This is a genomic window from Serratia sp. 2723 (assembly GCF_050434425.1).
GTDB lineage: Bacteria > Pseudomonadota > Gammaproteobacteria > Enterobacterales > Enterobacteriaceae > Chania.
Window position 1 is genome coordinate 1 of sequence record NZ_JBNDIN010000020.1, and the last position, 26834, is coordinate 26834.

At 55.1% G+C, this 26834-nt stretch carries 22 protein-coding genes; 2 read left to right on the forward strand and 20 right to left on the reverse strand.

Annotated elements, in window-relative coordinates:
* Nucleotides 1-246 precede the first annotated feature (246 nt).
* The 5 genes from ABIE29_RS21845 to trxC all read right to left on the reverse strand — a co-directional run bounded on the left by ABIE29_RS21845 (nucleotide 247) and on the right by trxC (nucleotide 6124).
* A complete protein-coding gene (locus ABIE29_RS21845; protein ID WP_429621248.1) occupies nucleotides 247-579 on the reverse strand; it encodes a YfiM family lipoprotein in 333 nt (110 codons plus the stop codon).
* A gap of 76 nt (nucleotides 580-655) precedes the next feature.
* Nucleotides 656-2011, reverse strand: coding sequence for a CDP-diacylglycerol--serine O-phosphatidyltransferase (gene pssA, locus ABIE29_RS21850; RefSeq protein ID WP_429621250.1), 1356 nt, complete (start codon nucleotides 2009-2011; stop codon nucleotides 656-658).
* Nucleotides 2012-2164: 153 nt separating this feature from the next.
* Nucleotides 2165-4816, reverse strand: a complete 2652-nt coding sequence (locus ABIE29_RS21855) for a bifunctional acetate--CoA ligase family protein/GNAT family N-acetyltransferase (protein ID WP_429621252.1) — start codon at nucleotides 4814-4816, stop codon at nucleotides 2165-2167.
* Nucleotides 4817-4871: 55 nt separating this feature from the next.
* Entirely contained in the window at nucleotides 4872-5576 is a 705-nt protein-coding gene (locus tag ABIE29_RS21860; RefSeq protein WP_429621254.1) for a tRNA-uridine aminocarboxypropyltransferase, read from the reverse strand.
* A 128-nt stretch (nucleotides 5577-5704) separates the two neighbouring features.
* Nucleotides 5705-6124: a thioredoxin TrxC gene (gene trxC, locus ABIE29_RS21865; RefSeq protein WP_429621256.1), complete on the reverse strand. Its 420-nt coding sequence runs from the start codon at nucleotides 6122-6124 to the stop codon at nucleotides 5705-5707.
* Nucleotides 6125-6320: 196 nt separating this feature from the next.
* Between trxC and ABIE29_RS21870 the strand changes: the two genes are divergently transcribed.
* A complete protein-coding gene (locus ABIE29_RS21870) occupies nucleotides 6321-7412 on the forward strand; it encodes a tRNA/rRNA methyltransferase (RefSeq protein WP_024484850.1) in 1092 nt (363 codons plus the stop codon).
* Nucleotides 7413-7626: 214 nt separating this feature from the next.
* Here ABIE29_RS21870 and ABIE29_RS21875 read toward each other — a convergent pair whose 3' ends face one another.
* From ABIE29_RS21875 to ABIE29_RS21925, 11 genes are all read right to left on the reverse strand, one after another.
* Nucleotides 7627-8055, reverse strand: coding sequence for a hypothetical protein (locus tag ABIE29_RS21875; RefSeq protein WP_429621258.1), 429 nt, complete (start codon nucleotides 8053-8055; stop codon nucleotides 7627-7629).
* Nucleotides 8056-8275: 220 nt separating this feature from the next.
* Nucleotides 8276-9811: a multidrug efflux MFS transporter permease subunit EmrB gene (gene emrB, locus ABIE29_RS21880; RefSeq protein WP_429621260.1), complete on the reverse strand. Its 1536-nt coding sequence runs from the start codon at nucleotides 9809-9811 to the stop codon at nucleotides 8276-8278.
* A 17-nt stretch (nucleotides 9812-9828) separates the two neighbouring features.
* Entirely contained in the window at nucleotides 9829-11001 is a 1173-nt protein-coding gene (gene emrA, locus ABIE29_RS21885) for a multidrug efflux MFS transporter periplasmic adaptor subunit EmrA (protein ID WP_429621262.1), read from the reverse strand.
* 21 nt (nucleotides 11002-11022) lie between these two features.
* Complete coding sequence (locus tag ABIE29_RS21890; RefSeq protein WP_429621264.1) at nucleotides 11023-12474, reverse strand: efflux transporter outer membrane subunit; 1452 nt, start codon at nucleotides 12472-12474, stop codon at nucleotides 11023-11025.
* Between the two features lie 22 nt (nucleotides 12475-12496).
* On the reverse strand, nucleotides 12497-13018 hold the full coding sequence (gene mprA / locus ABIE29_RS21895) for a transcriptional repressor MprA (RefSeq protein ID WP_429621266.1): 522 nt from the start codon (nucleotides 13016-13018) through the stop codon (nucleotides 12497-12499).
* A gap of 394 nt (nucleotides 13019-13412) precedes the next feature.
* Nucleotides 13413-14612, reverse strand: a complete 1200-nt coding sequence (locus tag ABIE29_RS21900) for an MFS transporter (protein ID WP_429621268.1) — start codon at nucleotides 14610-14612, stop codon at nucleotides 13413-13415.
* Between the two features lie 673 nt (nucleotides 14613-15285).
* Nucleotides 15286-16287, reverse strand: coding sequence for a glycine betaine/L-proline ABC transporter substrate-binding protein ProX (gene proX, locus ABIE29_RS21905; RefSeq protein WP_429621270.1), 1002 nt, complete (start codon nucleotides 16285-16287; stop codon nucleotides 15286-15288).
* A 71-nt stretch (nucleotides 16288-16358) separates the two neighbouring features.
* On the reverse strand, nucleotides 16359-17468 hold the full coding sequence (gene proW / locus ABIE29_RS21910; protein ID WP_429621272.1) for a glycine betaine/L-proline ABC transporter permease ProW: 1110 nt from the start codon (nucleotides 17466-17468) through the stop codon (nucleotides 16359-16361).
* Nucleotides 17461-18660 carry a glycine betaine/L-proline ABC transporter ATP-binding protein ProV gene (gene proV, locus ABIE29_RS21915; protein ID WP_429621274.1) on the reverse strand — a complete coding sequence of 400 codons (1200 nt, stop codon included), beginning with the start codon at nucleotides 18658-18660 and terminating at the stop codon, nucleotides 17461-17463. Before proV ends, proW begins: the two co-directional genes overlap by 8 nt.
* A gap of 315 nt (nucleotides 18661-18975) precedes the next feature.
* Complete coding sequence (locus tag ABIE29_RS21920; protein ID WP_429621276.1) at nucleotides 18976-19662, reverse strand: response regulator; 687 nt, start codon at nucleotides 19660-19662, stop codon at nucleotides 18976-18978.
* A 17-nt stretch (nucleotides 19663-19679) separates the two neighbouring features.
* A complete protein-coding gene (locus ABIE29_RS21925; RefSeq protein ID WP_429621278.1) occupies nucleotides 19680-21272 on the reverse strand; it encodes an ATP-binding protein in 1593 nt (530 codons plus the stop codon).
* A 342-nt stretch (nucleotides 21273-21614) separates the two neighbouring features.
* Here ABIE29_RS21925 and ABIE29_RS21930 point away from each other — a divergent pair, with 342 nt between their 5' ends.
* Nucleotides 21615-22967: a 2-hydroxycarboxylate transporter family protein gene (locus ABIE29_RS21930; RefSeq protein ID WP_429621280.1), complete on the forward strand. Its 1353-nt coding sequence runs from the start codon at nucleotides 21615-21617 to the stop codon at nucleotides 22965-22967.
* 65 nt (nucleotides 22968-23032) lie between these two features.
* Here the strand turns inward: ABIE29_RS21930 and nrdF are convergent, their stop codons facing one another.
* The 4 genes from nrdF to nrdH are packed head-to-tail and all read right to left on the reverse strand — an operon-like array spanning nucleotide 23033 to nucleotide 26773.
* Nucleotides 23033-23992 (reverse strand): class 1b ribonucleoside-diphosphate reductase subunit beta, encoded by a 960-nt coding sequence (gene nrdF, locus ABIE29_RS21935; protein ID WP_429621282.1) that lies wholly within the window; start codon nucleotides 23990-23992, stop codon nucleotides 23033-23035.
* Between the two features lie 8 nt (nucleotides 23993-24000).
* Nucleotides 24001-26145, reverse strand: a complete 2145-nt coding sequence (nrdE, locus tag ABIE29_RS21940; RefSeq protein WP_429621284.1) for a class 1b ribonucleoside-diphosphate reductase subunit alpha — start codon at nucleotides 26143-26145, stop codon at nucleotides 24001-24003.
* Nucleotides 26127-26528 carry a class Ib ribonucleoside-diphosphate reductase assembly flavoprotein NrdI gene (gene nrdI / locus ABIE29_RS21945; RefSeq protein WP_429621286.1) on the reverse strand — a complete coding sequence of 134 codons (402 nt, stop codon included), beginning with the start codon at nucleotides 26526-26528 and terminating at the stop codon, nucleotides 26127-26129. The genes nrdE and nrdI overlap by 19 nt, the downstream gene beginning before the upstream one ends.
* An 8-nt stretch (nucleotides 26529-26536) precedes the next feature.
* The gene (gene nrdH / locus ABIE29_RS21950; RefSeq protein ID WP_024484825.1) at nucleotides 26537-26773 is read right to left on the reverse strand and encodes a glutaredoxin-like protein NrdH; all 237 of its coding nucleotides are present in this window, start codon (nucleotides 26771-26773) and stop codon (nucleotides 26537-26539) included.
* Nucleotides 26774-26834: the final 61 nt, after the last annotated feature.

Here is a 26834-nt window from a genome sequence, read left to right on the forward strand (position 1 = left end):
AGCCCTCTCCCAATGCAACGACCGGGAACATCCTGAACACCCGAGTGAGGGAGAGGGAGCAGACCGGCGTCGTGGATAAGCCTGTGCCGCTTCGGGAAATGGGAACCTTATTACTTCGGCAGTGATGAGTAAGCCTAAGGATGGGGTATGACGCAGAGAAAACAGCGAGCTCGATCGGTTCCCTCTCCTGGGGGAGAGGGTTAGGGTGAGGGGTCATTACTCGATCTGGCTTAAATTAACCGGCCCTCAACGCGCCAGATGATAAATACTGTACCCCGTCGCAGCCCCTGCCACATCCCAGGCAAAATCCTTCCAGCTCCAGCCCGTACCGCCTTCCCGGCTGTCATACAGCTCTTTCGCCGCGCCCAGGCCAATCGAAAATAGCAGGCCAAAACTGCGGCTACGTGCCTCATTCCAGTTATGATGATCGCCATAAGCCGCGCCAGTGGCCGCAAATGCAGCGGAAGCGACAAAGTGTTGAGCCTTGTCTTTGCCGGTCCAACTATCATTGGCCATGTGGGTACAGCCACTGGAGAACAACAGTACCGGAAGGAGTATAAGCAGGCGGAGTGGGCGCATAGTGAAAACATCCTGTCTCAATATGGACAAAAAAGCCCGGCGTTGCCGGGCTGTGGTGCAGTCAATTATAGCGAGTTTACAGGATACGGCTAATCAAACGGTCAATACGGATCCGACGCAGACGACGGATCAGTTTGCGTACCTTGACCGGATACTCCTGAATACTTTGCAATTCGAGATAGTGGCCCACCACCGTGGTATGGGTGCGGATCGTTTCCAACTCTTTATGCCGCTGTTCCTGCATTTCGTGCTTGGGATCGTGGAACAGAATGGCGTTCTCCAGATCCAGCCGCCAGGCGCGCGGGTTGAGGTTGTTGCCGGTGATCAACTGCCACTCGTCATCGACCCACATCCCTTTCAGGTGATAGCTGTTATCGCCGTCTTTCCACAGGCGCACAATCAGCTGGCCGGTATCGACATAGCGTTGCAGGCGGCTCAGGAAGCGACGCAGGTTGATTTCGTAAAGATAAGGCAGCGCGCCGATAATCTTGAACGGCTGATCTTCAGGAATGTAGAAGTCATTGGCCGTCTTGTCACCCACGATAATTTCCACCTGCTTCCCTTGGCGCAGCAGATAAATGATATTGCGCACCAGCAAGGCTGGCAGGTTGAAGTAAGGCGTGCACAGCGTCAGTTTCTGATCGGTGCTGGACATCAGGTGGTGGATCGTTTTGTTCAGAATGCTCTGTTTGCCCAGGCCGACTAACGGGGTGACGGCCAGCTCATCATTACTGGCGTTCCCCTGAAATTGATAGGCGGCACGGCGTAGGCCAAAACGGAACAGGCGGGTTTCGTTCTTGATCTCGAGGCTTTTGGGTCTGTCATCACGATCAAGACGCTGCACGGCACCGGCGGTTAACAGATGCTGTTTGATGTAATCGCACAGAGTCACCGCCAACAGATTATTGGTGATCAGCTGATAGCGATCGTAACGATACTTCTCATGCTGGTGCAGATAGACATCATTGATACTCGCACCGCTGTAGATCACCGTATCGTCAACGACAAAGCCCTTTAAATGCAGTACGCCCAGCGCTTCGCGAGTATTGACCGGAACGCCGTAAATCGGCACCGAAACCTGCGGGTGTTGTGCCGCCATGGCGCAGTACCAGTCGGCATTGGTATTGGCCGCTGCTGCACCGATACGCCCACGTTGAGCGCGATGCCAGTCTACCAACACGCAGATCTCCAGCTCAGGGCGCTGCTGCTTGGCTTGATAGAGCGCATTGAGGATGTCGCGGCCCGCATCGTCATGCTCCAGATAGAGCGCTACCAGATAAATACGGGTTGTTGCGTTAGCGATCGATTCCAGCAACGTTGCACGGAAATCAGCCGGCGTAAAAAGGGTACGGACATCAGCAACCGTCTGGGGGAGTTTGGGCAGTTGTGCAAGGTGTTGTTGATGTTTGCTACGTTTAAATTTTGACAACATCACAGTGCGCTTCTTCTCTCATATTTGGATGGCCGGAACGCCACTTTCATGAACACAATACTTCGAACAATCGGGCGATAATACCACTAGTTGCCCCGATTGTGCGTATGTTTTGGCGTTAAGTGGTGGATTCGTATTACATTGCGACAGCGGTCACGGCCTCGCCCCATCCTGTAGCGGCAGGGTTAAATTGACAATCCCCTCGTCAATTTGCACATCGACCTTGAACCCCAGCTTTTGTGCCAGCGTGACCATTCCGCGGTTATTCGGCATGGTGATGCCTGTCAGGCGGGTCAGGCCTTGCGCTCGCGCATAGCCAATCATTTTCATCAACAGCTGCCGGCCCAGGCCCAAGCCTTTCAGATCGGAACGCACCAATACGGCGAATTCGGCGTCGGTGTTGTCCGGATCTGACAGGGCGCGCGTCACGCCGATGATCTCTTCGCCATCGCGTACCGCTACGAAAGCCATTTCTCGATCGTAGTCGATTTGGGTCATGTTAGCCAAATCGTCGTGGCTAAACTCGTTGATCTCACTAAAGTAGCGGTAATAGAGATCTTCCTTGGTGACCCGGTCGATAAAGTGCTTCAGCGCCGGTTCATCCTCTGGCAGGATCGGACGGAACAGGCATTGGGAACCGTCTTTTAATTCAATGCTTTCTTCCAGCTCATGGGGATAAGGGCGGATCGCCAGCCGTGCCTGTGGATCGCCACTGAAAGGCGTTAACTGCATGGAAACGTCCAGCAGGGTAAATTCGCTGCCGGAGGCTAATACCGGATGAATATCGAGACGTGAGATCTCCGGGCAGTCGAGGATCAGGTTGGAAACCTGCACCAACAGGCGGCTCAGGCCCGGGATATCAAGCGGCCTTAGCGCGCTGCGACCTCTGATTTTGCCCCCTTTCACCGCCTGCAATACCAGATAACGTGCCAGCGCCATATTCAACGGCGGCAGGGCAACGGCGACCTGGTTTTCCTTGCGCCATTCGATGCCGCCTTCGCCGAGCATTATCAGCGGGCCGAAGGTCGCGTCCTGTTCGACGGCAATCCTCAATTCCTGTGCTCCGGCACGGTTAGCCATGCTTTGCACCAACAGACCGTGGATGCGCGCTTGCGGATAAGTACGCTTCACCCGATCAAGGATCGCTTCCGCCGCACGTTGCACCTCAGTGGCGGTTCGTAGATAAAGCATGACCCCCTGTACCTCGGATTTATGCGAGATATCTGGAGAACGCAGTTTCAGCGCCACTGGGTAGCCAATCTGTTCGGCAATGTGCACCGCTTCGGCGCTGTCACTGGCAATCCAGGTTGGCAGGGTGCTGAGGCCGTAAGCCTGCAAAATTGGTTGGACTTCATGGGTATCCAACTGGCTTGCTCCTTCGGCCAACGCCTGATGGATTAACTGGTGCGCGGCGGCGGTATTGGCCGTAAGCCCAATCGGTAGCGCCGGAGTTTCCTTCAGTTGCTTCTGGTTACGGCGGTATTCCACCATATGCATAAACGCGGTGACCGCGCCTTCTGGCGTGCGATAGGTTGGGAGCCCGGCCTCGGTAAACTGGCGGCGAGCTTCCTGAGAGGAGTATTCGCCACACCAGTTGGTTAACAGCGTAATGCGTTTCCCACGTGGGTGCTGGCGGATGGCCTCGATCAGCCGTTCGGCGGTCTCAGTGCCCGGAGAGGCGGCGCTAGGGGCATGGATCAGCAGCAGGGCGTCGTAGTCATGGCTGTCGAGCAGCGGTTGCAGAGCTGCCAGATAGCGCTTGGGTGTTGCATCATCACGCAGATCGATAGGATTGCCGGGCCGAATAAACTCCGGCAGGGCGGCGCTAAGTTTCTCCTGCGTTTCCTCGGTCAAGGTTGCCAGCTTGCCGTTACGGGCTAGTAACTCGTCCAGCGCCATGGCTGCGGGGGCCGCGCCGTTGCTGATAATCATCAGCCGCTCACCGCGCAGCGGGTGCATATGGCTTAAGGTTTCCACGGCGGAAAACAGCTCGTGAGTATCCTGCACACGCAGCAAACCGGCGCGTTGGATGGCAGCATCGTAGGCGGCGTCCAATCCCTGCTGGCTGTTAAGCAGTTGCTGTGCTTGTTGGCTACGGCCACTTTTGATCACCAGGATCGGTTTATTGCGTGAGGCACTGCGGGAGGCGGAAAGGAAACGCCGTGCGTCGTTGATGTTTTCCAGATACAGCAGAATGGCGCTGGTTTTGCTGTCGCGGGCCAGGAAGTCGAGCAGATCGTCGACGTCGATATCCAGGCTATCCCCTAACGCGATGAAGTAGGAGAAGCCAACCTCCCGCTGTTGCGCCCAGTCCAGAATGGTGTTCGCCACGGCGGCAGACTGGGAGATAAATGCCAGCTTGCCTCTCTGAATGGGGACCGGTGAAAAGCTGGCGTTGATACCTTGCCAAGGCGCCAGTAAGCCCAGGCTGTTTGGCCCCAGCAGGCGCATTGAGTAACGTTGCGCGGTGGCCTTCAGCTCGGCGAATTGTTCCACGGGGGAGGAAAGTACGATGGCGGTTTTGCAGCCGCGTTTACCCAGGGCTTCGATCAATGCCAGGTTACGCTGGGCATTGGTACACAGCACAGCCAGATCGGGAGTTAACGGCAGGCTGGCCACGTCGGGATAGGCCATCACGCCGCAGACTGCCTTATAGCGCGGCGTGACCGGCATTATCGGGCCGGTAAATCCACCAGCCAGCAGATTGCGCATCATCAGGTAGCCCGCCCGCCCGGGCTGTTGCGAAGCACCGAGCACGGCAATCGATTTGGGACGTAATAGCGCTTCTAACCCTCTCTGGCTCATGTGCGGCTCCTGCTCCTGATCGGTTTACCTGAAAGAGGCAAATTATCGTCTGATTCTAGGCGCTTTGTGGCTGATTTGCTGTGACCGGTGCCTCTGGGCGGTGAGGTTTCCCGGCCAGATACTGTTCACGGAAGTAATTGAAATGTTGGCTCAGCCCGGTTGCGGCCTGCTCATCCCCCGCCTGTTGCAGCAGGGCGGCAGCCACTTCTGCCGTACAGTGCTGTTCAGGGCGGCTGGCAATACGTAGCAAATAGTCCGATGAGGCCAACACGTTCAGTGAAAAGACCGGGAACTGATTCAGATAAGGGCTTTTACGGAACATCTTGCGCGCTTCCGACCAGGTACCGTCGAGCATGATAAATAAAGGCGGCTTGCCACCAGTGGGCAGGCTGCTGACCACCGGGCGATCCGCATCGGCATAAGAGGCCGGGAATACCACGTAGGGTTGACGAGTGGGATCGTTGATGGCCGCCAGCAGGCCCGGATCGACTTCGGTGCGCGACCAGGTAAACGCCTGGGTATCAGGCAGGATATCGGCGATCAGGCGGCCGGTATTGCTGGGTTTCAACGGCTCTGCACCGAACATGATCAGGCAAAAGCGGCTATTGGCCTGCTGCGGTTTGATAGTGGCGCACAGGCAGTTTTGCTGTGGCAACAAACAGCCCTGACAGCGTACGGCGCGGCTACCCCGGGCCAGAAACGGGCGGGTAGCGCGGTCTAAACGGCCTTGGCGCAGACGAAGTACGGCGTTGTCAGTCATAGCTATCCTGAAAAAACCACTATTGTAGCGCAGAAAAAAGCCCGGCGGGAGAGGCGCACAGGCTTTCTGGGTTAGGCATAGCCGATGAGATGCCGACAACAACTGGCGGCATAGTAAACGCTTTTACGTTAAACTAGCTCGTCAAGCCAGTTATCGAACGGCGCTTTCGGCATCGCGCCGTTGAGCATATCGACCATCTTGCCTTCACGGAACACCATGATGGTGGGGATGCTGCGAATGCGGAAGCGGGCGCTCAACTCGGGTTCGGCTTCGGTGTTGACCTTCACGCAGCGCACCTTGCCAGCGCGCTCCTGTGCCACGTCTTCAAAGATCGGCGCGAAGCTGCGGCATGGGCCACACCACGGGGCCCAGAAATCGACCACGATCGGCAAGTCGTCTTGCAGGAGCTGGTCCAACGTGGCGGCGGTGGCGTTAATCACTTCACCGTCGAACAATTCATGGCCGCAGCGGCCACATTTGGCGCCGTCCGCCAGACGTTCTTCCGGCACGCGGTTGGTGGCATTACAAGCTGCACAAACTGTATTCATGGCTACCTCTGGGGAGACGCAGCATAATGAGCTGCGAATATGTATTTTTAATGTTGCTTATTATCGGTAAAAGCGCGGCATTCGACCAAGTGATTTGTTCGATGAATTTGATAGATGCCAGCTTTTAGCGCAAGTTGGTGGCTTAGCGCACCAACATCAGGTAATCTTCGCGCCCTGCGCGTTGGTGGAGAAGACAATGAACGATTCATTTAGTGGCAAGAACGGTAAAGTTAAAGTGATGTTCGTCCGTAGTGACGACGATAGCGGCGACAACCGTAACAAGAATAAACGACCTGACGGCAAAGGCCGCCCGGCTGACAATGCACGCTCTGGCCGTGCCGGTCAGGATAAGGCGCGCGGTGGTGACCGTCGGGGTACCGATCCCCGCCGCAGCAGCAGTGAAAGCGATCGTCCTCGCCGTCCGGCGCGTACCGAAGACAGCGGTGGTTATGAATCACCGTGGAAAACCGTGTCCCGTGCTCCGCAAGAAGAACCGGCGTTCGATCATGGTGGCATCAGTGGCAAAAGCTTTATCGATCCCGAGCAGCTGCGCCGCCAACGTGCGGAAGAAACGCGTGTTTACGGTGAGAACGCCTGTAAAGCCCTGTTCGCCAGCCGCCCAGATGCCATCGTCCGTGCCTGGTTTGTGCAATCCGTAACCCCACGTTTCCGTGAGGCACTGCGCTGGATGGCGGCTAACCGCAAGGCTTACCATGTGGTGGATGAAGAGGAACTGGCCAAAGCGTCCGGTACCGAACATCACGGCGGCGTGTGCTTCCTGATTAAAAAGCGTCAAGGTCTGGATGCGCAGGCTTACCTGCAGAACGCACCGGCCAAAGATTGCGTGCTGGCACTGGAAGAAGTGGGCAACCCACACAACCTGGGTGCGATCGTTCGTTCTTGTGCTCACTTTGGCGTGAACGGCGTATTGCTTCAGGATCCAGCTGTGCTGGAGTCTGGTGCCGCGGTGCGTACGGCTGAAGGCGGGGCGGAACACATCAAGGCAATCAATGCCGATGACTTCCTCTCCGTGCTGGATACGTTCCGCAAAGCGGGTTATACCATCGTCACCACCTCCAGCCATAAAGGCACGCCGTTGGCGCAGGCTAAACTGCCAACCAAGATGGTGCTGGTATTGGGCCAGGAACGTGATGGCCTGAGTGACAGCGCTTGGCAACAGGGTGATATGAGCGTGTCTATCGGCGGGACTGGCAAAGTAGAAAGCCTGAACGTCTCGGTAGCAACTGGTATTCTGTTGGCCGATTGGTGGCGTCAGAATCAGGCGTAATGCTTTACGCTATATAGAATCCGATTAATGACAAAGCCCTGGCCGCAAAGCCAGGGCTTTGATCTATCCATTGCGACCGGTGCGATTCAGGTGACCAATAATACGCGGAAGTTTGAACGGCTAACGGACCTGATACTGGAGGATTGGGCAAAATAACAACGAGAAGGGATAATACTAAAATGAGCGCACTGACGATCGATAATCTGGCTCGCTCTTAAAAATCAGCTTTCTCAACTTTCTTTTCCTCAGGAAATTTCTTTTGTGTCGCATAAAAGCTGCCAAGGGTAAAAGCTTTCAGCTGTTGTTCCGTATCAGCCTGGCACGAAGGGGTGTCGCAAGCAGCACTGATGATTCCGTAAGTTACGGCCTTTTGTTTCATATCAAATTTGGCTTCTTCTAGACTGTTTTTCCCCATAGTGACCACACATCCAGACACGATAGCCTGAGCTTTTTGCTCGTTCATGCGTAGTACTGTGTCATTGACGAGTTTGCTGTACCCATCATTGTTATACACATCGGCGGCGAACTCGCGGCATTCATCATAATACGGACTTGCTTTGACTTCTGTGTAGGCAGGTATTTTCATGCCAGCACAACCAACCATACCAAGGCTCATTGCTGCGATCAGTGTTTTTTTTATCATGCTTTTAACCCAGAGATTCCCTGTTAGAAAAGTTTATAAATTCAACTAATATCCCTTCTGGCACTGCGGCATTATTGTTGTCTTTTATGTACCCAAAATCCACAAAATTAGGTCGATGGGGAAAGCATTATTCAATTCTATGAGGCGGTCCATCTTTGAACCGCCCCATATCACAGCAGATTTTTAGCCACTTCCATTGGAGTTTATGGGCGTCACCCGATCAGTGGGCGCCGCCCCCGCCACCCCCGGAACTGAACGGTGGTTTGGCGAACCAGACCAGCGCCAACAGGATCAGGAACACCCCTGCCGATAGCCAGAATATCTCGTTGGCCGAGATGATCAGCCCCTGCGCGGTGATCTCGTTGGCGATATACGCCGAAGCCTGTTGCTTGCTCATGCCAAGCTGCTCCAGTTTGCTGTACATCTCCTGCGATTGCGGGTTGAACGGATTCACAAACTCGCTCAGTTGTGAGTGATGCATCGCCTCCCGGCTGGTCCAAAGCGTGGTGGTGATCGAGGTGCCGATAGAACCCGCCAAGGTACGGGTAAAGTTCGACAGGCTCGATGCCGCCGCCATGCGCTCCGGCGGCAACCCAGATAGGGTAATGGTCGTCAGCGGCATAAAGAAGCAGGCGATGGCAAAGCCCTGGAAGAACTGCGGCCAGGCGGAAGCGCCAAAATCCATCCCCGGTTCAAACGTGTAGGCGCGCCAGTAGAAGCACACGGCATACATGATGAAGCTGAAGGTGACCAGACGGCGCATATCCAACCGGTTACCGAAGCGGCCGATAATCGGTGACAAGATCACCGGCAGCAACCCGATCGGCGCAGACGCCAGACCTGCCCAGGTGGCGGTGTAGCCATATACCTCCTGTAGCAACTGTGGCAGCAGTACGATCGCCCCAAAATACAGCAGATAGGCCAGGCTGATACATAGACAACCGATGGTAAAGTTGCGCGATTTAAACAGCGACAAATCCACTACCGGGTGATCGTCCGTCAGCTCCCACACCACCAGGAACACCAGTGCCACTACCGCGACGATGGTCAGGACAATGATCTCGGTCGAGTTGAACCAGTCCAGCTCCTTGCCCTGATCGAGCATGATCTGCAACGCACCGATGCCAACCACCAGCAGCACCAGCCCGACGGTATCGATCGGTTTGATCTCGGTTTTGGTCTCCCGACCTTTCAGTGTTGACATGGCTACCAGGATCACAAACAGTCCGATCGGGATGTTGATGAAGAAGATCCAGCCCCAGTGATAGTTATCGCTGATATAGCCGCCAAGGATCGGCCCGAAAATCGGCGCGACGATCACTGTCATCGACCATAGCGCCAAGGCCATCGATCGTTTGGCGGGGGGATAGTTATTCAGCAACAAACTCTGCGATAGCGGGATCAACGGCCCGGCCACCACGCCCTGGATCACGCGGAAGAAGATCAGCATGCCCAGACTGTTGGAAATACCGCACAGCCAGGAGGCCAGGGCAAACAGCGCCGTGGACCACAGGAACAGGCGAACTTCACCCACGCGTTTCGCCAACCAGCCGGTGATCGGAATGGAGATGGCGTTGGCCACCCCAAACGAGGTGATCACCCAGGTTCCCTGCGAGTTGGAAGACCCGAGATTACCCGAAATGGTCGGTATCGCCACGTTGGCAATGGTGGAGTCCAGCACCTGCATAAAGGTCGCCATGGCGAGCGCGACCGTCATCCAGGCGAGCTGGGCACCTTCAAGCGGTTTCTGTGCCAAGGTAGTCTCCCGCTCGCTTAACCGGCGTTTGCATGGATCACATCGGCGATCATCTGATCCACCGGCGCCAGGTCTAGCGTCAGCGCGCTGGTTTCAAACAGCGGTTTTTGACGTACCGTATCGGAGAGCACCAGGCCGTCCAGATTAGTGGTGTCGACCGTGACCAGCGTAGAAAGGCCGATACGCAGAGGATGCTTGGCAACCTGTTGCGCATCCAGTTCGATACGCACCGGTAAACGCTGCACCACTTTGATCCAGTTGCCGGTAGCGTTCTGTGCAGGCAGCAGTGAGAACGCGCTGCCGGTACCCATATCGATACCCACGACCTTGCCTTTGAACACCACGTCGCTACCGTACAGGTCACTCACTACGGTGGCCTCTTGGCCGATACGCATATTGGCAATCTGCGTTTCTTTAAAGTTGGCATCCACCCAGACATGATCCGGTGCCACTACGGCTAGCAGAGGCGTCCCTGGAGAGATCTGCGCGCCAACTTGCACGCTGCGGCGCGAAACGAAACCGGTGATTGGGCTGACGATGCGGGTACGTTGCAGTGCCATCCAGGCGTCGCGCATCTGTGCGGCGGCTTGCAGCACTGCGGGCTGTTGATCCAACGGCGTATTCAGCACCATCGCCTGATTGGCATTGTATTGCTGCACTGCGACTTCCAGTGCTGCTTTGGCATTGTCTACCGCGTCACGCGCATGTTGCAGCTCTTCACGGCCAATGGCATCGGCGTTGCCCAGCACGACACGGCGCTTGAGATCGTTTTCTGCTTTGCTTAAATCGGATTTGCGCAGCGCAATGTTAGCCTGGTATTGCTTACCGTTGATCACTAACTGATGCGTTTGGCGCACGCTGTTGGCCAGCGCGGTTTTGGCCCGCTCAAACGCCTGCTCGGCGTCGGTAGGATCCAGCGTTAACAGCACATCGCCTTTGCGGACAAAATCGGTGTTATCGAAGGTAACGCTGTTCACGCTACCGGAAACCTGGGCCATGATCTGCACCTGATTGCCAGCCACGTAGGCATCGTCGGTTTCTTGGTGATGACGCAGCACCAGGAACCAATACACTAAATAGGCCACCCCAATAACCACAAAAATAAACGTCAACAACAGCAGCCAGAATTTACGCTGCCGTTTTTTGCCAGCCGGTTGCTGCGGGGTTTGAGTTTCCGCGCTTGCACTCATGGTATTCTCCACGCTCTAAAATTATTCTTTAGGTTCCGCTGCCGCCGGGGCCTGGTAGCCACCCCCCAACGCGCGTACCAATGCTATCTTCGCCTGCATCAAGTTGCTGCTGGCATTCAGTTGTGCCTGTTGCTGCTGTAATAGCTGCGTCTGGCTGGTCAACAGTTCATCACGCCCAATAATCCCTGCCTGGTATTTGGCGTTGGCGACCCGGTACACCTCCTGCATGGATTGGGAGGCAGAGGTTGCCTGCAGCAGCTGCTTGCTACTGCTCTGTTGAATGGTGATGGCGTCGGCCGTTTCCTGTAACGCATTGACGAGCGTTTGGTTATAGGAGCCCACCGCCTGATCGTAGAGTGCAGACTCTTCACCCAGCTTGCTGCGTAGCGCACCGGCATGGAAGATAGGCAGGGAAATGGCTGGAACCACGCCCCACGCCTGGCTGGCGGCTTCAAACAGATTCGGGCTGGTACCGCCGACGTTGGTGGTGGTCAGGCCAGCAAAGGCCGAGATCGACAGGCTAGGGTAGAACTCTTTGCGTGCCGCACTGACCCGTTGGTTATAGGACTCCACCAGTTGGCGCTGTGCCACGATATCCGGGCGTTTACCCAGCAAATCCGCGGTGAGTTCGCCTTTGGGGGCTAACTGTTCTTCGCTTGGCATGGCCACCGGATGCAGAGACTGCATCGCATTCGGGCCAAGACCGGCCAGGGCGGCCAACTGGTGTTTCAGTTGTTCAATCTGTGACTGCAGCTGGATGATCTGCTGCTTGGCACTGTCGGCTTGTGCCTGGGTCTGTTGCGGGATTTCCACGCCGTAGATCCCGGCTTGATATTGTTTTTGGCGCAGGTCTGCCAGGCGTTGATTGTTATCCACCTCTTGTTGCAGCACATTCTCAAGCGCGTAATTCGCCTGTAACTGGTAATAAGCAGAGGCAACCGAACTGGTCAGCGTCAGAGCGGCCTGCGCCTGCTCGGCACGAGCTGCATCGATCTGCGCTTTTGCCGCGTTGACCTGATTGCGATATTTGCCCCACCAGTCAAACTCATAAGCCAGATTCAGACCCAGCGAGTTGGAGGACTCATACACCGGATTGGGCAGATAGCCAAAACCCAGGTTGGTGTTTTGTGCCACACGCTGACGGTTGATACTGGCATTCAGATCCAGGTTAGGGCCGTTGGCGGCACTGGCTTCACCCGCCACGCTTTGGGCTTCACGCACGCGAGCGCCCGCTTGTTGCAGCGAAGGCGAGTTTTGCAGCGTCTGGGTCATCAGGCTGTCAAGCTGGGGATCGTTAAGCGTGCGCCACCATTGCGGGCTGATGGCAAGCGAGCTGACCTTTGGCTGGGCAAGCTGCAGTTGTTGCGGATCCATCATCTTGGATTGCGGGGCAATATTATCGGTAGATGCGCACCCCGCCAGCAACAGAACGGCGAACAGCGGGGTGAATCTCCAGTTTAACGGGGATCGCATAAAATGATTACCTGAACAGAAATTATTGGGATAACTGTTCTGAAACTTCCATCTGATCCAAACGGGTCAACAATTTGCGCGTCAGCATTTCAAGCTGCCGCTGCTCCTCGTCGTTCAGTGTAGACCACAGAAAGTGCAGACATTTATGCTGCGGTGGCAGCAATTGTTCGAGAAACGCTTCCCCAGCCTGGGTCATATGCAGATGCAGGCAGCGGCGATCGTGATCGCTTTCCCGGCGTTCAATCCACCCACGTTTCTCTAGTTCATCGGCAATGCGGGTAGCATTGGTGCGCGACGAACCTAGGGCTGAGCTTAGCTCAGAAGGCTGAATACTGTGGTTTTCCTGCGCATCCAGCGTAATGAGAGCCATAAACAAGGTTTCGTTGATACCCTGTGCTTTCAGCATCTTGTTGCGATTTTCCAACAGCTTGCCTTGCATATGCATGCATAGGCGGGTCAGCAGGATTTCCTGGTATGGGAAGTCTTTCTGACGCTTGGCGCGGAAATTCAGCATTTGCTCTATGGGGGTAAACGAGCTTTCCATAATTTAGTGCCTCATTAATTTCGTTCGGTATAGTAACGATGGTGATTAATAATGTAAATCTTCAGTCAGGGGAATTATTTAGCAATTCGTGTCATTTGTAAGTTGTTTGTAAATGCTTAACGCCACAGACTCTAAGGTCTTGTGATTGAAGGCACAAATTCTGCCGTTCCGCAGGCTGAGATGGATAAGATTTGTTTATGTAAATGAGTGGGGAACTACGACACCCTACCGGAGGGGATAGAAGGAAAACTTACGTGAGTAAGGTCGTTCATGGTGGTCCGGGGCGCAGGGTGTATAGGTCGCCAATAATTTACCGCGACAATATTACCAGAGTGTAAGTAATTTTTACACCCTGCGGCCTAATAAATTTCCAGGGTTATTATTTTCTTGCTAATTAGCTGCTGGCCGGCCCCTGCGGGTCATGGCGCTTGCCACACCACCAGGTCAGCAGATTCAGCACGCATAATACGCCACCAATCGCCGCTACGCCGTTCCAGCCAGCATGTTGATAAGCGGCAGCGGAAAGCACCGAACCCACGGCACCCCCAATAAAATAGCTGGTCATGTAACCGGCGGTCAGGCGATTACGCGCCTCTGGCATGATGCGGTAAATCACGCTTTGGTTGGTGACATGTACCCCCTGTACCGCCAGATCCAACACCAGGATGCCGATAATCAGTGCCCAGAGAGAGTACGGTGCCAACGCAATCGGGATCCAGGACAGCAACAGCAGTATCAGCCCAACGCTGGTGGTTAGCCCTGCTTTGCCCTTATCGGCCAGATGACCGGCGCGTGAGGCAGCTAGCGCACCGGCAGCACCCACCAGGCCAAATAGCCCAATCACGCCTTCGGAGTAACTGAACGGTGGGGATGCCAGCAGGAAAGCCATTGAGGTCCATAGCACGCTGAAGTTGGCGAACGACAAAGCACCGATGATCGCGCGGGTACGCAGCAATGGGGTGAAGCAGAACAGGGAAAAGATGGATTTCAGCAACTGAGGGTAATTCAGGCCGGAATGCAGCTTATAGCGTGGCAAGGCGCGCCACAGCAGCAGGGCCATCAGGATCATCAACACGCTGGCCACCCAGTAGATGGTACGCCAGCCGCCGAGGGCTGCCAAAGCACCGGCGACGGTACGTGCCAGCAGAATGCCGAGAAGCAGGCCGCTCATGATCACACCGACGGTTTTACCGCGTTTTGCCGGGAGCGCCAAAGTGGCGGCGAGTGGCACTAAAAGCTGGGCCACGACGGAGAACAAGCCGGTGAGAGCCGTACCGAGGATCATCATCGATAAGGTGCTGGAGGAGGCGGTGATCAGCATACCCCCGGCGGCTAACAGCGTCATAAAGACGATCAGTCCACGGCGCTCAAACATATCGCCCAATGGCACCAGAAACAGCAGGCCAACCGCATAGCCTAACTGGGCCGCAGTGACGATAAATCCGGCCTGGTTAACCGATAGATTAAAGTTTTGTGCGATGGTTTCCAGCAGCGGCTGGGCGTAGTAGTTGCTGGCCACCGCCAGGCCGGTGGCCATCGCGATTAACAGCGTCAATGCAGGGCTGAGGCCCGGGTGTTCGGTTGGTTGCTTCATAAGTCTTCAATAATGGAAATTTGTGATCGAAGTATCAGACACAACAGAATGTTAAGGCAATGCCTAATTTTTATCAGTATTCCGCAGGAATAGTGGCGGTCAGTTAAGCAAAGAAAACGGGCCCCTCACCCTAACCCTCTCCCACAGGGAGAGGGAACCGATCGAGTGGGTCTGAAAATTCGGTGATTTACTTTGGATGAGAGGACAATCGGGTTTGCTGAGATTATCCCTTTTTTGGCAAAAGAGCAGGGGCTAACAAGCTCCCATTTTCTGTGAGGGGGGACCGCTTGAGTGGGGCTGAAAATTCGGTGATGTACCTTGGAAGGGGGAATAATCGAGTTTGCTGAGAAACCCCCTTACTTCCAACAGAGCAGGGGCTAACAACTCCCATTTTCTGTGAGAGGGGACCGCTCGAGTGGGGCTGAAAATTCGGTGATTTACTTTGGATGAGAGGACAATCGGGTATGCTGAGATTATCCCTTTTTTGGCAAAAGAGCAGGGGCTAACAGCTCCCATTTTCTGTGAGGGGGGACCGCTTGAGTGGGTCTGAAAATTCGGTGATTTACTTTGGATGAGAGGACAATCGGGTATGCTGAGATTATCCCTTTTTTGGCACAAGAGCAGGGGCTAACAGCTCCCTCTCCCTGTGGGAGAGGGTTGGGGTGAGGGGCCCTTATGACTTGGCGGCTTCGGTGGCGGTTTTCACCCAGCCGTCAAACGTAGCCTGGTGAGCCTTGATCCAGCCATTGACATGGTTTTGGATGTCAGCCTCGGAGGACTGGCCTGCATGCATCCGCAGGTTCTGCGCGTTGACGTCGGCAATCGGCAGTTTCATGATGGCAAACAGCTTGGCGGCGGCTGGGTTGGCCTGCGCCCATTGCTTATTGGCGGCAATAAGCATGGTGTTGACCGGGAAGCCATAGTTGGCCCCGTTCGGCAGCTTGGTATCGACATCTTTCAGCTCGCCCGGCAGGGAAGAGAACGGGACCTGCAGCCAGACAACGTCACGCCCAGGCACCATCACATCGCTAACCCAGTAAGGCGTCCAGGTGTAATACAGCACCGGTTTGCCTTCTTTGAAGCGGGTGATGGTATCGGAGATCATGGCGGCGTAGTTGCCCTGATTGTGCTCCACGGTTTTGCCCAAGCCATAGGCTTCGATATGGTGATTAATCACCGTTTCACAGCCCCAGCCCGGGGTACAGCCGGTCAGGTCGGCCTTGCCGTCACCGTTGGTATCAAACAGCTTGGCAATTTTCGGATCTTTTAGCTGTTCAACGTTGGTGATGTGATACTGGTCGGCGGTTTTTTTGTCGATCAGGTAGCCCTGAGCAGCACCGCTGACGTAAGCCCCTTCACGATAGAATTTTTTATCCCCCCCGGCGGCCTGATACTGATCGGCGTGCAACTGATCCCAGTTTACCGCCAGAAAAGTGGCATCCCCAGCGGCGATGGAAGTGTAGGCTACGTTGTAATCCACCTCACGAGGCTCTTTCACGTCATAACCGAGCTTTTCCAGCGCCTTGCTGACCAGCAGCGTCTGGAAAGTCTCCTCGGATATGGTGCTCTGTATCGGTTGTACCGAAATACCTTTTCCTGGCAAATCAGCAGCGGAAGCAACCTGTGAACCAAGCAGTGTGGTAAGGGCAATTGCCCAGATCCCTGTAGTGCGCATAGTTTTTCCTCTGTTATTGATGTTGTTTGGAGATAGCCGCCAGGGCAGAAAGCCGCTGGCGGGAAATACGATCAGGCTTTTTTGATAAACGGGCGAGCGAGCAACCCGATTGGGCCGTGGGTATACCAGCGACCTAGCCCTTTACTGCGGCGATCGCGCCCCAGCGACTGGGTGAGACGATCGAGAATAATGGCCAGAATAACGATACCGACGCCACCCACGGCGGCCAGCCCCATATCCAGGCGGCCGATGCCACGCAGCACCATCTGGCCCAGACCGCCCACGGCGATCATCGAGGCGATAACCACCATCGACAGCGCCAGCATCAGCGTTTGGTTAACCCCGGCCATGATGGTTGGCATGGCCAGCGGCAACTGCACTTTAAACAGCAACTGGCGCGGGCTGGAGCCGAAGGATTCGGCGGCTTCGATCAGATCTTCCGGCACCTGTTTGATACCCAGGATCGTCAGACGCACGATGGGCGGCAGGGCGAAGATGATTGTTACCACCACCCCTGGCACGTTACCGATACCGAACAGCATGACGATCGGCACCAGATAGACGAAGGCCGGTGTGGTTTGCATGGCATCAAGCAGTGGCCGGATCACCTTGGCGGCATGTTTGCTGCGTGCCAACCATATGCCCAACGGCAGGCCGATAAGGATGCAGAAGAACAGGGCGGTGAGTACCAGTGCCAGCGTGACCATCGCCTGTGACCAGGCCCCGATAGCGCCGATAGCGACTAACGATAGCAGCGTGGCGGCTCCCATGCCGAGGCTGGATATCTGCCAGGCGATCAGCGAGAACAACAAAATGGCGAGTGGAGCAGGCATACCCAGCAAAAACTGCTGAAAACCGCTGAGGATGAAATCCACCGGCACGCGAATGCCCTGGAACAGCGGACGGAAGTGCAGCACCAGCCAATCAATGGCGTGGGTGACCCAGCTGTCAAACGGCACCCAAGCCTTGTGGAACGGATCCAGCAGGCTAAAGTGCTCTGGCTCCACTGGGGCACTGTTAAGCCAGTCAGCGCTCGATGCGGCCTGATTAGCGGCATCATGGGGCACGCTGTCTGCCGGTGCGACGGTTGCCCAGGGATCGCTGCTGGTGGCAGCCTGGGTTACCGGGGTGTCGTTAGGGGATGTGGCAGCCGTTGCCCATGGATCCTGATTATCACTCATTCGTAGGGCCCTCTTTATCTAAAGCCTGCAGCAGCATGCCTTTGGAAATAATACCGATATAGTTGTTGTCTTCCCCGACCACCGGCACGGCGCAAGGGGCCTGTGCTACCAGTGAGATCAGCTCGCTCAGCGGCATATCCGCCGGAACGGGCAGTGGGGCATCCAGCAAGGCGTCGTCCAGCGTCTGTTTAGCCGCCAGCGCCTGCTTGAGGGAGTCTATCGATACCACGCCGATAAATTTCTCGCGTTCGAGGACGTAACCATAGTCACGGTCTTCATCACGCAGGATCTGCAACGCAGAGCGCGGACCAAAACCGGGGGTCTTACGGATCAGGGTCACCGGGCGACGTTTGGCGATATCTTTGGCACTGAAAACGTGGCTGATATCGACGCCGCGGAAGAAGGTGCGCACATAATCGTTGGCCGGATTATTTAATATTTCATCCGGGGTCCCCACCTGGATCACTTCGCCACCCTGCATAATGGCAATGCGATCACCAATACGCATCGCTTCATCCAGATCGTGAGAAATAAAGACGATAGTGCGCTGATGTTTTGCCTGCAATTTGACGAGCTCATCCTGCATCTCGGCACGAATTAATGGGTCCAGTGCAGAGAAGGCTTCATCCATTAACAATATATCCGGATCGTTAGCCATGGCGCGGGCTAAGCCGACGCGTTGACGCATGCCACCGGACAGTTCATCGGGATAGGCATTGGCATAATTTTCCAGCCCAACCTGACGTAAAGCGTCCAGCGCTTTTTCCTGGCGTTCCTGTAAAGGAATACCCGCTAATTCCATGCCGAAGGCGGTATTATTTAATACGTTCATATGCGGCATTAAGGCGAATGACTGGAACACCATGCTGATCTTATTTCGCCGTACGGTGCGCAGCGCAGCATCGGATATTTTGGATATATCCTCACCGTCAATCAGCACCTCACCGCGGGTGGGCTCTATCAGACGATTGAGAAGGCGTACCAAGGTGGATTTACCGGAACCGGAAAGCCCCATGATGACAAATATCTCGCCTTCTTCAATGGCCAGAGAGGCGTTCTTGACGCCAAGTGATAACCCCGTTTTTTCCAGCAGTTGGTCTTTCGTCAAACCTTTGTCTATCAGCTTAAATGCGCGTTCCGGGTGTTCACCAAATATCTTATATAAATTTTTAACTTCTAGTTTAATTGCCATGCAATTTGCTGTTTCCTTTGGTTTATTATCAAACGATAAAAATGTCCTAATAGAAAATAAGCGTGCCATCTACCCTAACACACTGACATTCTGAGACAACCCTCAATGTTCATATCTTAAGATTTTTCTAGTGATGCCGGGTTTAATGATTGGGCATGATTACCCGATTTTTACGTGGTTATTTAACCGTAATGAGCAATAGGAAATGGCAGGGTATATTGGCCGACATTACGGCCATTTCAGGAAATATAGGTTTTGTCAATTATCCTAATTACCTTATGTATTTCAAGCGCTACAGTCTGAAATGAATTGTCCCTACGCCTTGCGATACAAACGGCGCGGATGGCCGATATTACCGTAGAGCATTTCGACGTGTACAAACTGGGTCGTCACGCAGTATTCCAGATAGCGGCGTGCGGTGGTTTTGCTAATGCCGGCGTGTGCCACCACGTCTTCCACCGCATGGGCTACCTCTGGCCGATCGTTGAACAACGCCTGCACCAACTCCAGGGTGATGGTTTCAATCCCTTTGGCGCTGGGCTCGTTGGAAAACTGCTTGGACTGCAGGTTATACAGCGCATCGACGCTGCTCTGGTCGATGACCTTGAAGGTGCGCTGGGTCTGTACAAACTGCATAAAGCGTTCCAGCGAATTGCGCAGCCGCTTATAGGATACCGGTTTGATGATGTAGTCGAAGGCCCCGTTGCGGATCGCCTGGCTACAGGTATTCATATCGCTGGCGGCGGTGATAAAAATCACCGAGCAGCCGGGCTTTTTCACCGCGGCTTCTTCCATTAGCGCAATCCCCTGGCCGTCCGGCAGAAAGTTGTCCAGCAGGATCAGCCGGGGCTGGTGAGCATTCACTTTTGCTCTGGCTTCCGCCAGGGTAGTGGCATAGGCCACCACCCGCAGATTGAAGTTTTTCTCAAGAAATTCGGCGTGCAGCGTGGCCAGTTGCGGCTCGTCTTCCACGATCAGAACGTCCAGGGTCTCAGGTTGCATAGGTCGGATCCGGGTGCTTAAGCTTTGGGGATAAACAGCGAGAAAATGGCGCCGTGTGGATCGTTGTCCGACACTTCGATGCTGCCATGCGCCTGCGCGACGTGGCTGGCCACCAGGTGCAGGCCAATACCGTGGTCGCCCTTATCTTTGGTTGTCACGCCTTGTTCAAACAGCGTATCACGAACCTGCGGTGCAATCCCGGTGCCGCGATCGGCAACTTCGATCACCAGCTCGTTGCTGCTGTCATTGATATAGAGTTCTACCGCTTCGTGCGGCGTCGCGCAACGCAGAGTCGCATCGAACGCGTTATCCAGCAGGTTGCCAATAATCGACATCAGCTCGGTTTCATTCAGTGCGGCGGGGATTTGGCGCAGTTGGCAGGCGGGATCGAAACGGAGTTCGATGCCTTTTTCCCGAGCGCTGGAGTATTTGCCCAACAGCAGGCCACACAGCGCGGCGGAGCTGAAGCGCTGGGAAATAAAATCGAGGATCTCCTGTGCGCCTTCCGACTGGGCTTCCACATAGCGGATGGCTTCGTCATAACGTTGCATATGCAGCAAGCCGGCGAGCGTGGCCGTCCAGTTCAGCTGTTCGTGGCGCATGATGCGCAGATTATCGGCATAGCGTTTTACCTGGCTAAGCTGGCTGCTGAGGGTGTTGATGTCGTTCTTGCCGCGAAAGCTGATCACCCAACCCTGTAGCTCATCTTCCTGCATGATCCGCACCCGGCTGGCAATCACTCGCACATGGTTGAAACGGCACACCTCATCGTGGGTGTCGTGCCCCAGCTGCGCTGCGGCAAAGAAATCGGGCTGTGACTGGATTACCTCACCGATATGCTGGCCCAGCAGATTCTTGGCCGGTTGGCGCAGATCCAGCAGCTCACGCGCGGCGTGGTTAATGGTGATGATGTGCAGTTGCGGATCTATGGCGATCACCCCTTCATAGATGGCTTCCAGCAGGGCTTTTTGCTGGCGTACCAGCAGCGCGATCTCTTTCGGCTCTAATGAAAACATCTGGCGTTTCAGGTTTTTCGATAACAGCCAGGAAAAGATAAACAGCGCCATCAATAGCAAGACGATCGAGGCCACGATCTGGGTCAGCGTACGGGCATTTAAGCTGTCGATATGGGATTTAAGATAGCCGACGGAAACAATACCGATCACCTGGTTATTACCATCCACAATCGGTGCCTTGCTGCGTAATGAAATACCGATCCCCCCATTGCGGATCGAGATAATACTTTTGCCTTCCAGCACTTCTTTATTATCGCCCCCCACCATGGGGCTACCCAAACGGTCGGCATGTTCGGAATGGTAAAGGTGCATGGTGTGGCTATCGCCGATCACAATATAGCTGGCATCACTGCTGGCGCGAATTTTTTTCATCAGCGTGGCGATGTATTGCGTGTCCTTATTTTCAACGGCGCTGATCAGGGAGGGGATCAGCGCAATCTCACGCGCCTGGACTTGGGCACGGGCACCCAGATCCCGGTGTAGCTGAGCATCCAGCTGGTAGTAAGTGTAAACACCGATCAACGTCAGCAACACGCTGGAAAAAGCGACCAGGCACAGGAACAGCTTGATATGAAAGGAGAGCTTGATGCGCATGGTTGGCCGTGGGTCCTGGTGTCTGTTTGGGTGACTACCCTATCATGAGAAGGCATCAGAGTAATATTGGCCAAGATCAAGTTGTGAGCATCGGCACGGCTTTATTGTAAGGGGAATATTGCACAGCGGCGTGGCGAACAGTGAACGTGCGATAAAATCAGTAAAACGTAAACCAAGCCTATTATTAACGCCATTAACTCCACGAGCTATTTTACATAAATGGCATTAACACCATAGAAACCATAACCCCCATTAAAAACCCTTGTTTATTTTGAACAGAATCACAGCGGTGACTCCGAGCGTTTCTCTATGATGGCCGAACAAACAATAAGAGGCCAGATTATGAGCACAACCGATGATTCCTACCTTGTCAGCAAAGATAAAACTGCCGATATTCCGCTGCGTGAAAGGTGGTGGCATATTCTGGATAATTACAAAATAGGGATTATACCGCTGCCATTCTTCGTGCTGGCCGGGGTACTGATCCTGCTCGACTGCCTGGCAGGTAAATTGCCCAGCGATATCGTGGTGATGGTGGCGACGCTGGCATTCTTTGGTTTTGCCTGCGGTGAGTTTGGCAAACGCTTGCCGCTGGTGGGCAAAATGGGGGCTGCCGCCATCTGTGCCACCTTTATTCCCTCGGCACTGGTGCACTACGGCCTGCTGCCGGACGTGGTGGTCGAATCCACCACCAAATTCTACAAGTCGACCAATATTCTTTATCTCTACATCTGCTGCATTATCGTCGGCAGCATTATGAGCATGAACCGCCAGGTGCTGATCCAGGGTTTCCTACGTATCTTTGTGCCGATGCTGTGCGGTGAAGTGGCCGGTATGCTGGTCGGGATGGCGGTAGGAATGGCATTGGGCCTGGATCCGTTCCAGATCTTCTTTTTCCTGATCCTGCCGATCATGGCGGGTGGTGTAGGGGAAGGGGCGATCCCATTGTCGATGGGTTATGCCGCCATTTTGCATATGGAGCAGGGCGTGGCCTTGGGGCGTATCCTGCCGATCGTGATGTTGGGCAGCCTGACGGCGATCGTGATTGCCGGCCTGTTGAACCAATTGGGGAAACGCTATCCACACCTTACCGGCGAAGGCAGCCTGATGCCGAGCAAGCAGGGTGATAGCGAGATCGCGGTGACGGAGAAACTGAGCGGTAACGTGGATGTCGCTACAATCGCCTGCGGCGCGCTGCTGGCCATCCTGCTGTATATGGTGGGCATGTTGTTACACCGGGTGATCGGCTTACCGGCCCCGGTGGGGATGCTGTTTGCCGCAGTGGCGGTAAAGCTGGCCCACGGCGTTTCACCACACATTCAGCAAGGATCGCAGGTGGTGTATAAATTCTTCCGCACCGCCGTGACCTACCCGATCCTGTTTGCCGTGGGCGTTGCCATCACGCCGTGGCAGGAACTGGTGAATGCTTTCACCGTACAGAACCTGATGGTGATCGTGGCAACGGTAAGCACGCTGGTGGCAACCGGTTTCCTGGTTGGCAAGAAGATCGGTATGCATCCGATCGACGTGGCTATTGTTTCCTGCTGCCAGAGCGGGCAAGGCGGAACCGGTGATGTGGCGATCCTGACGGCGGGCAACAGGATGTCGCTGATGCCCTTCGCCCAGATCGCAACGCGCATCGGCGGGGCGATTAACGTTTCGCTGTCTCTGCTGGTGTTATCGCATTTCTATTGAGTAGTGTGTTGCCGATTTGCCCCGCGAGGATGCGGGGCTTTTTTACGCTAGATGGCATCAGGCATTTAGAACGCCCAGTCTTCATCCTCGGTATTCACCGCTTTGCCCATCACGTAGGAAGAGCCGGAACCGGAGAAGAAGTCGTGGTTCTCATCGGCGTTGGGGGACAGCGCCGACAGGATCGCCGGATCGACCTGTGCCATTGACGGTGGGAACAGCCCCTCGTAGCCCAGATTCATCAGCGCCTTGTTGGCGTTGTAGTGCAGGAAGGTTTTGACCTCTTCCGTCCAGCCCACCCCGTCGTACAGCTCGGCGGTATAGCGCACCTCGTTGTCATACAGATCCTGGAGCAAATCGAAAGCAAAGTTCTTCACCTGCTGGCGGCGGGCCGGGCTGGCCTGTTCCAGGCCCTTCTGGAACTTGTAGCCGATATAGTAACCATGCACCGCCTCATCGCGAATGATCAGGCGGATCAGATCGGCGGTGTTGGTCAGCTTGGCCCGGCTCGACCAGTACATGGGCAGGTAAAAGCCGGAATAGAACAGGAACGACTCCAGAAACACGCTGGCGACCTTTTTCATCAGCGGATCGTCGCTGCGATAGTGCGCCAGAATGATGCTGGCTTTTTTCTGCAGCGTGGCGTTTTCCTCGCTCCAGCGGTAAGCCTCGTCAACATCCCGGGTTTGGCACAGGGTGGAGAATATCGAACTGTAGGAACGGGCGTGTACCGCCTCCATAAAGCTGATATTGGAATACACCGCCTCTTCGTGCGGGGTGATGGAGTCGGCGATCAGCGCCGGAGCGCCAACGGTATTCTGAATGGTATCCAGCAGCGTCAGCCCGGTAAACACACGGATGGTAAGCTGTTGCTCCTTGGCCGTCAGCGTAGCCCAGGATGGAATATCGTTCGACAGCGGCACCTTTTCCGGCAGCCAGAAGTTGCTGGTCAGGCGGTTCCACACCTCCAGATCCTTGTCGTCATCAATCTTGTTCCAGTTGATGGCCTGCACTCGTTGCATCGTCATAATTTTCCTCACAGCGCGCAGGACACGCAGCCCTGCACCTCGGTGCCTTCCAACGCCATCTGGCGCAGGCGGATGTAATAAATGGTCTTGATGCCTTTACGCCAGGCGTAGATTTGTGCGCGGTTAATATCGCGGGTGGTGGCGGTATCGCGGAAGAACAGCGTCAGCGACAGCCCCTGATCCACATGCTGCGTGGCGGCGGCGTAGGTATCGATAATCTTTTCCGGGCCAATGTCGTAGGCGTCCTGGTAATACTCCAGGTTGTCGTTGGTCATGTAGGGGGCAGGGTAATAGACCCGGCCAATCTTGCCCTCCTTGCGGATCTCGATGCGTGAGACGATCGGATGGATGCTGGAGGTCGAGTTATTGATGTAGGAGATGGAGCCGGTAGGCGGCACCGCCTGCAGGTTCTGGTTATACAACCCGTGCATCATCACCGCAGCGCGCAATGCCAACCATTCCTCACGCCCAGGTATGGCGATATTGGCGTTGGCGAACAGCTCACCTACCCGCGCGGTTTTTGGCTGCCACTCCTGCTCGATGTATTTGCTGAAATACTCCCCGCTGGCATAGGTGGAATTCTCGAAACCGGCAAAACGGCTACCGCGCGCTATTGCCAGCCGGTTGGAGGCGAGCAGGGCGTGGTAGGTCACGGTGTAGAAGTAGATATTGGTGAAATCGATCCCTTCTTCCGAGCCGTAGAAGATACGCTCGCGCGCCAGGTAGCCGTGCAGGTTCATCTGGCCGAGGCCAATCGCATGAGAAGCCTGATTCCCGGCAGCGATAGACGGTACCGAGCCGATATCGCTCATATCCGCTACCGCCGTCAGCCCGTAGATCGCGGTTTCCACCGCCTTGCCGAAATCGGGGGCATCCATGACTTTGGCAATGTTCAGCGAACCAAGGTTGCAGGAGATATCTTTGCCGATCTCGGCATAGCTCAGATCCTGATGGTAACGGCTGGCGCCGTTGACCTGCAGGATCTCCGAGCACAGGTTGCTCATATTGATGCGCCCGGCGATCGGATTGCTGCGGTTGACCGTATCTTCGAACATCATGTACGGATAACCGGATTCGAATTGGATCTCCGCCAGCAGCTGGAAAAACTCACGGGCGTTGATGCGGGATTTGCGAATGCGCTTGTCATCGACCATCTCACGGTATTTTTCGCTAACGCTAATCTCTGACAGCGGCACTCCATACACCTGTTGCACATCGTAGGGAGAGAACAGGTACATCTCTTCGTTATTTTTTGCCAGCTCGAAGGTGATATCCGGGATCACCACCCCCAGCGACAGGGTTTTGATGCGGATTTTTTCGTCGGCATTTTCCCGCTTGGTATCCAGGAAGCGCAGAATGTCTGGGTGATGGGCGTGCAGATACACCGCCCCAGCGCCTTGGCGTGCCCCCAGCTGATTGGCGTAAGAAAAGGCATCTTCCAGCATTTTCATTATCGGGATCACCCCGGAAGACTGGTTCTCAATGCGCTTGATCGGTGCGCCAACCTCGCGGATATTGCTCAGCAGAAAGGCCACACCGCCGCCGCGTTTGGAGAGTTGCAGCGCCGAATTCACCGCACGGCCAATCGACTCCATATTGTCTTCGATACGCAGCAGGAAGCAGGAAACCATTTCTCCCCGCTGTTGTTTGCCACAGTTGAGGAAGGTGGGTGTCGCGGGTTGGAAGCGCCCGGAGATGATTTCCTCCACCAGATCCTGCGCCAGAGCAGTATCACCCGCTGCCAGCCGTAACGCGACCATGCACACCCGGTCTTCATAGCGTTCCAGATAGCGTTGACCATCGAAGGTTTTCAACGTGTAGCTGGTGTAATACTTGAAGGCGCCGAGGAAGGTCTCAAAGCGGAATTTCCGGGCATAGGCCTGCTGGAACAGCTGCTTGATAAAGGCAAACTCATACTGCTCCAGCACCGTCGCCTCGTAATATCCCTCATCCACCAGATAGCGCAATTTCTCCGCCAGGTTGTGGAAGAACACGGTGTTTTGGTTCACGTGCTGTAAAAAGTATTGCCTGGTGGCCAGCCGGTCCTTATCGAACTGGATGCGCCCTTCGGCATCGTAAAGGTTGAGCATCGCGTTGAGCGAATGGTAATCCAGCGTGGCGCTGGTGGGCCTGATCAGTTCTGTCGTTGCCAAAATGCGGTGACTCCCTGTTGAACGATAGCGACGTCTTGTGTGGTGCCGAGCAGCTCAAAACGATAAAGCACCGGCACCTGGCATTTTTTGGCGATGATGTCACCGGCGATGCCATACGCTGCGCCGAAATTAGTGTTACCTGCGGCAATCACACCGCGCAGGTAAGCGCGATTCTGCGGATCATTGAGAAAACGGATCACCTGGATCGGTACGGCACCGACGCTGCTGCCGCCGCCGTAACTGGGCACGATCAGGATATAAGGGTGCTCCATCAGCACTTTTTTACCGCCAGCGATCGGGATGCGTATTGCGGGCAATGCCAGCTTCTCAACGAATCTGTGGGTGTTCTCCGAACTGCTGGAGAAGTAGACCAGCGGATCCATGGCACACCTCAGGAGGTTAGGGCGTTGGCTAACGCGCCAATCTTGTCCGGGCGGAAACCAGACCAGTGATCGTCACCGGCGATAATCACCGGAACCTGCTGATAGCCCAGTGATTTAACGTGGTTCAGCGCCTGCTGATCCTGGGTCAGATCGACCACGCGATAGTCGATCCCTTGTCTATCCAGGGCACGGTAGGTGGCATTGCACTGGACACAATCTGGTTTGGTGTAAATAATAATACTCATGATTCGCATTTACCTTTTGTGTTGAAGGAAAGGCGGATAAGTCAGAAAACGGGGTACCCCA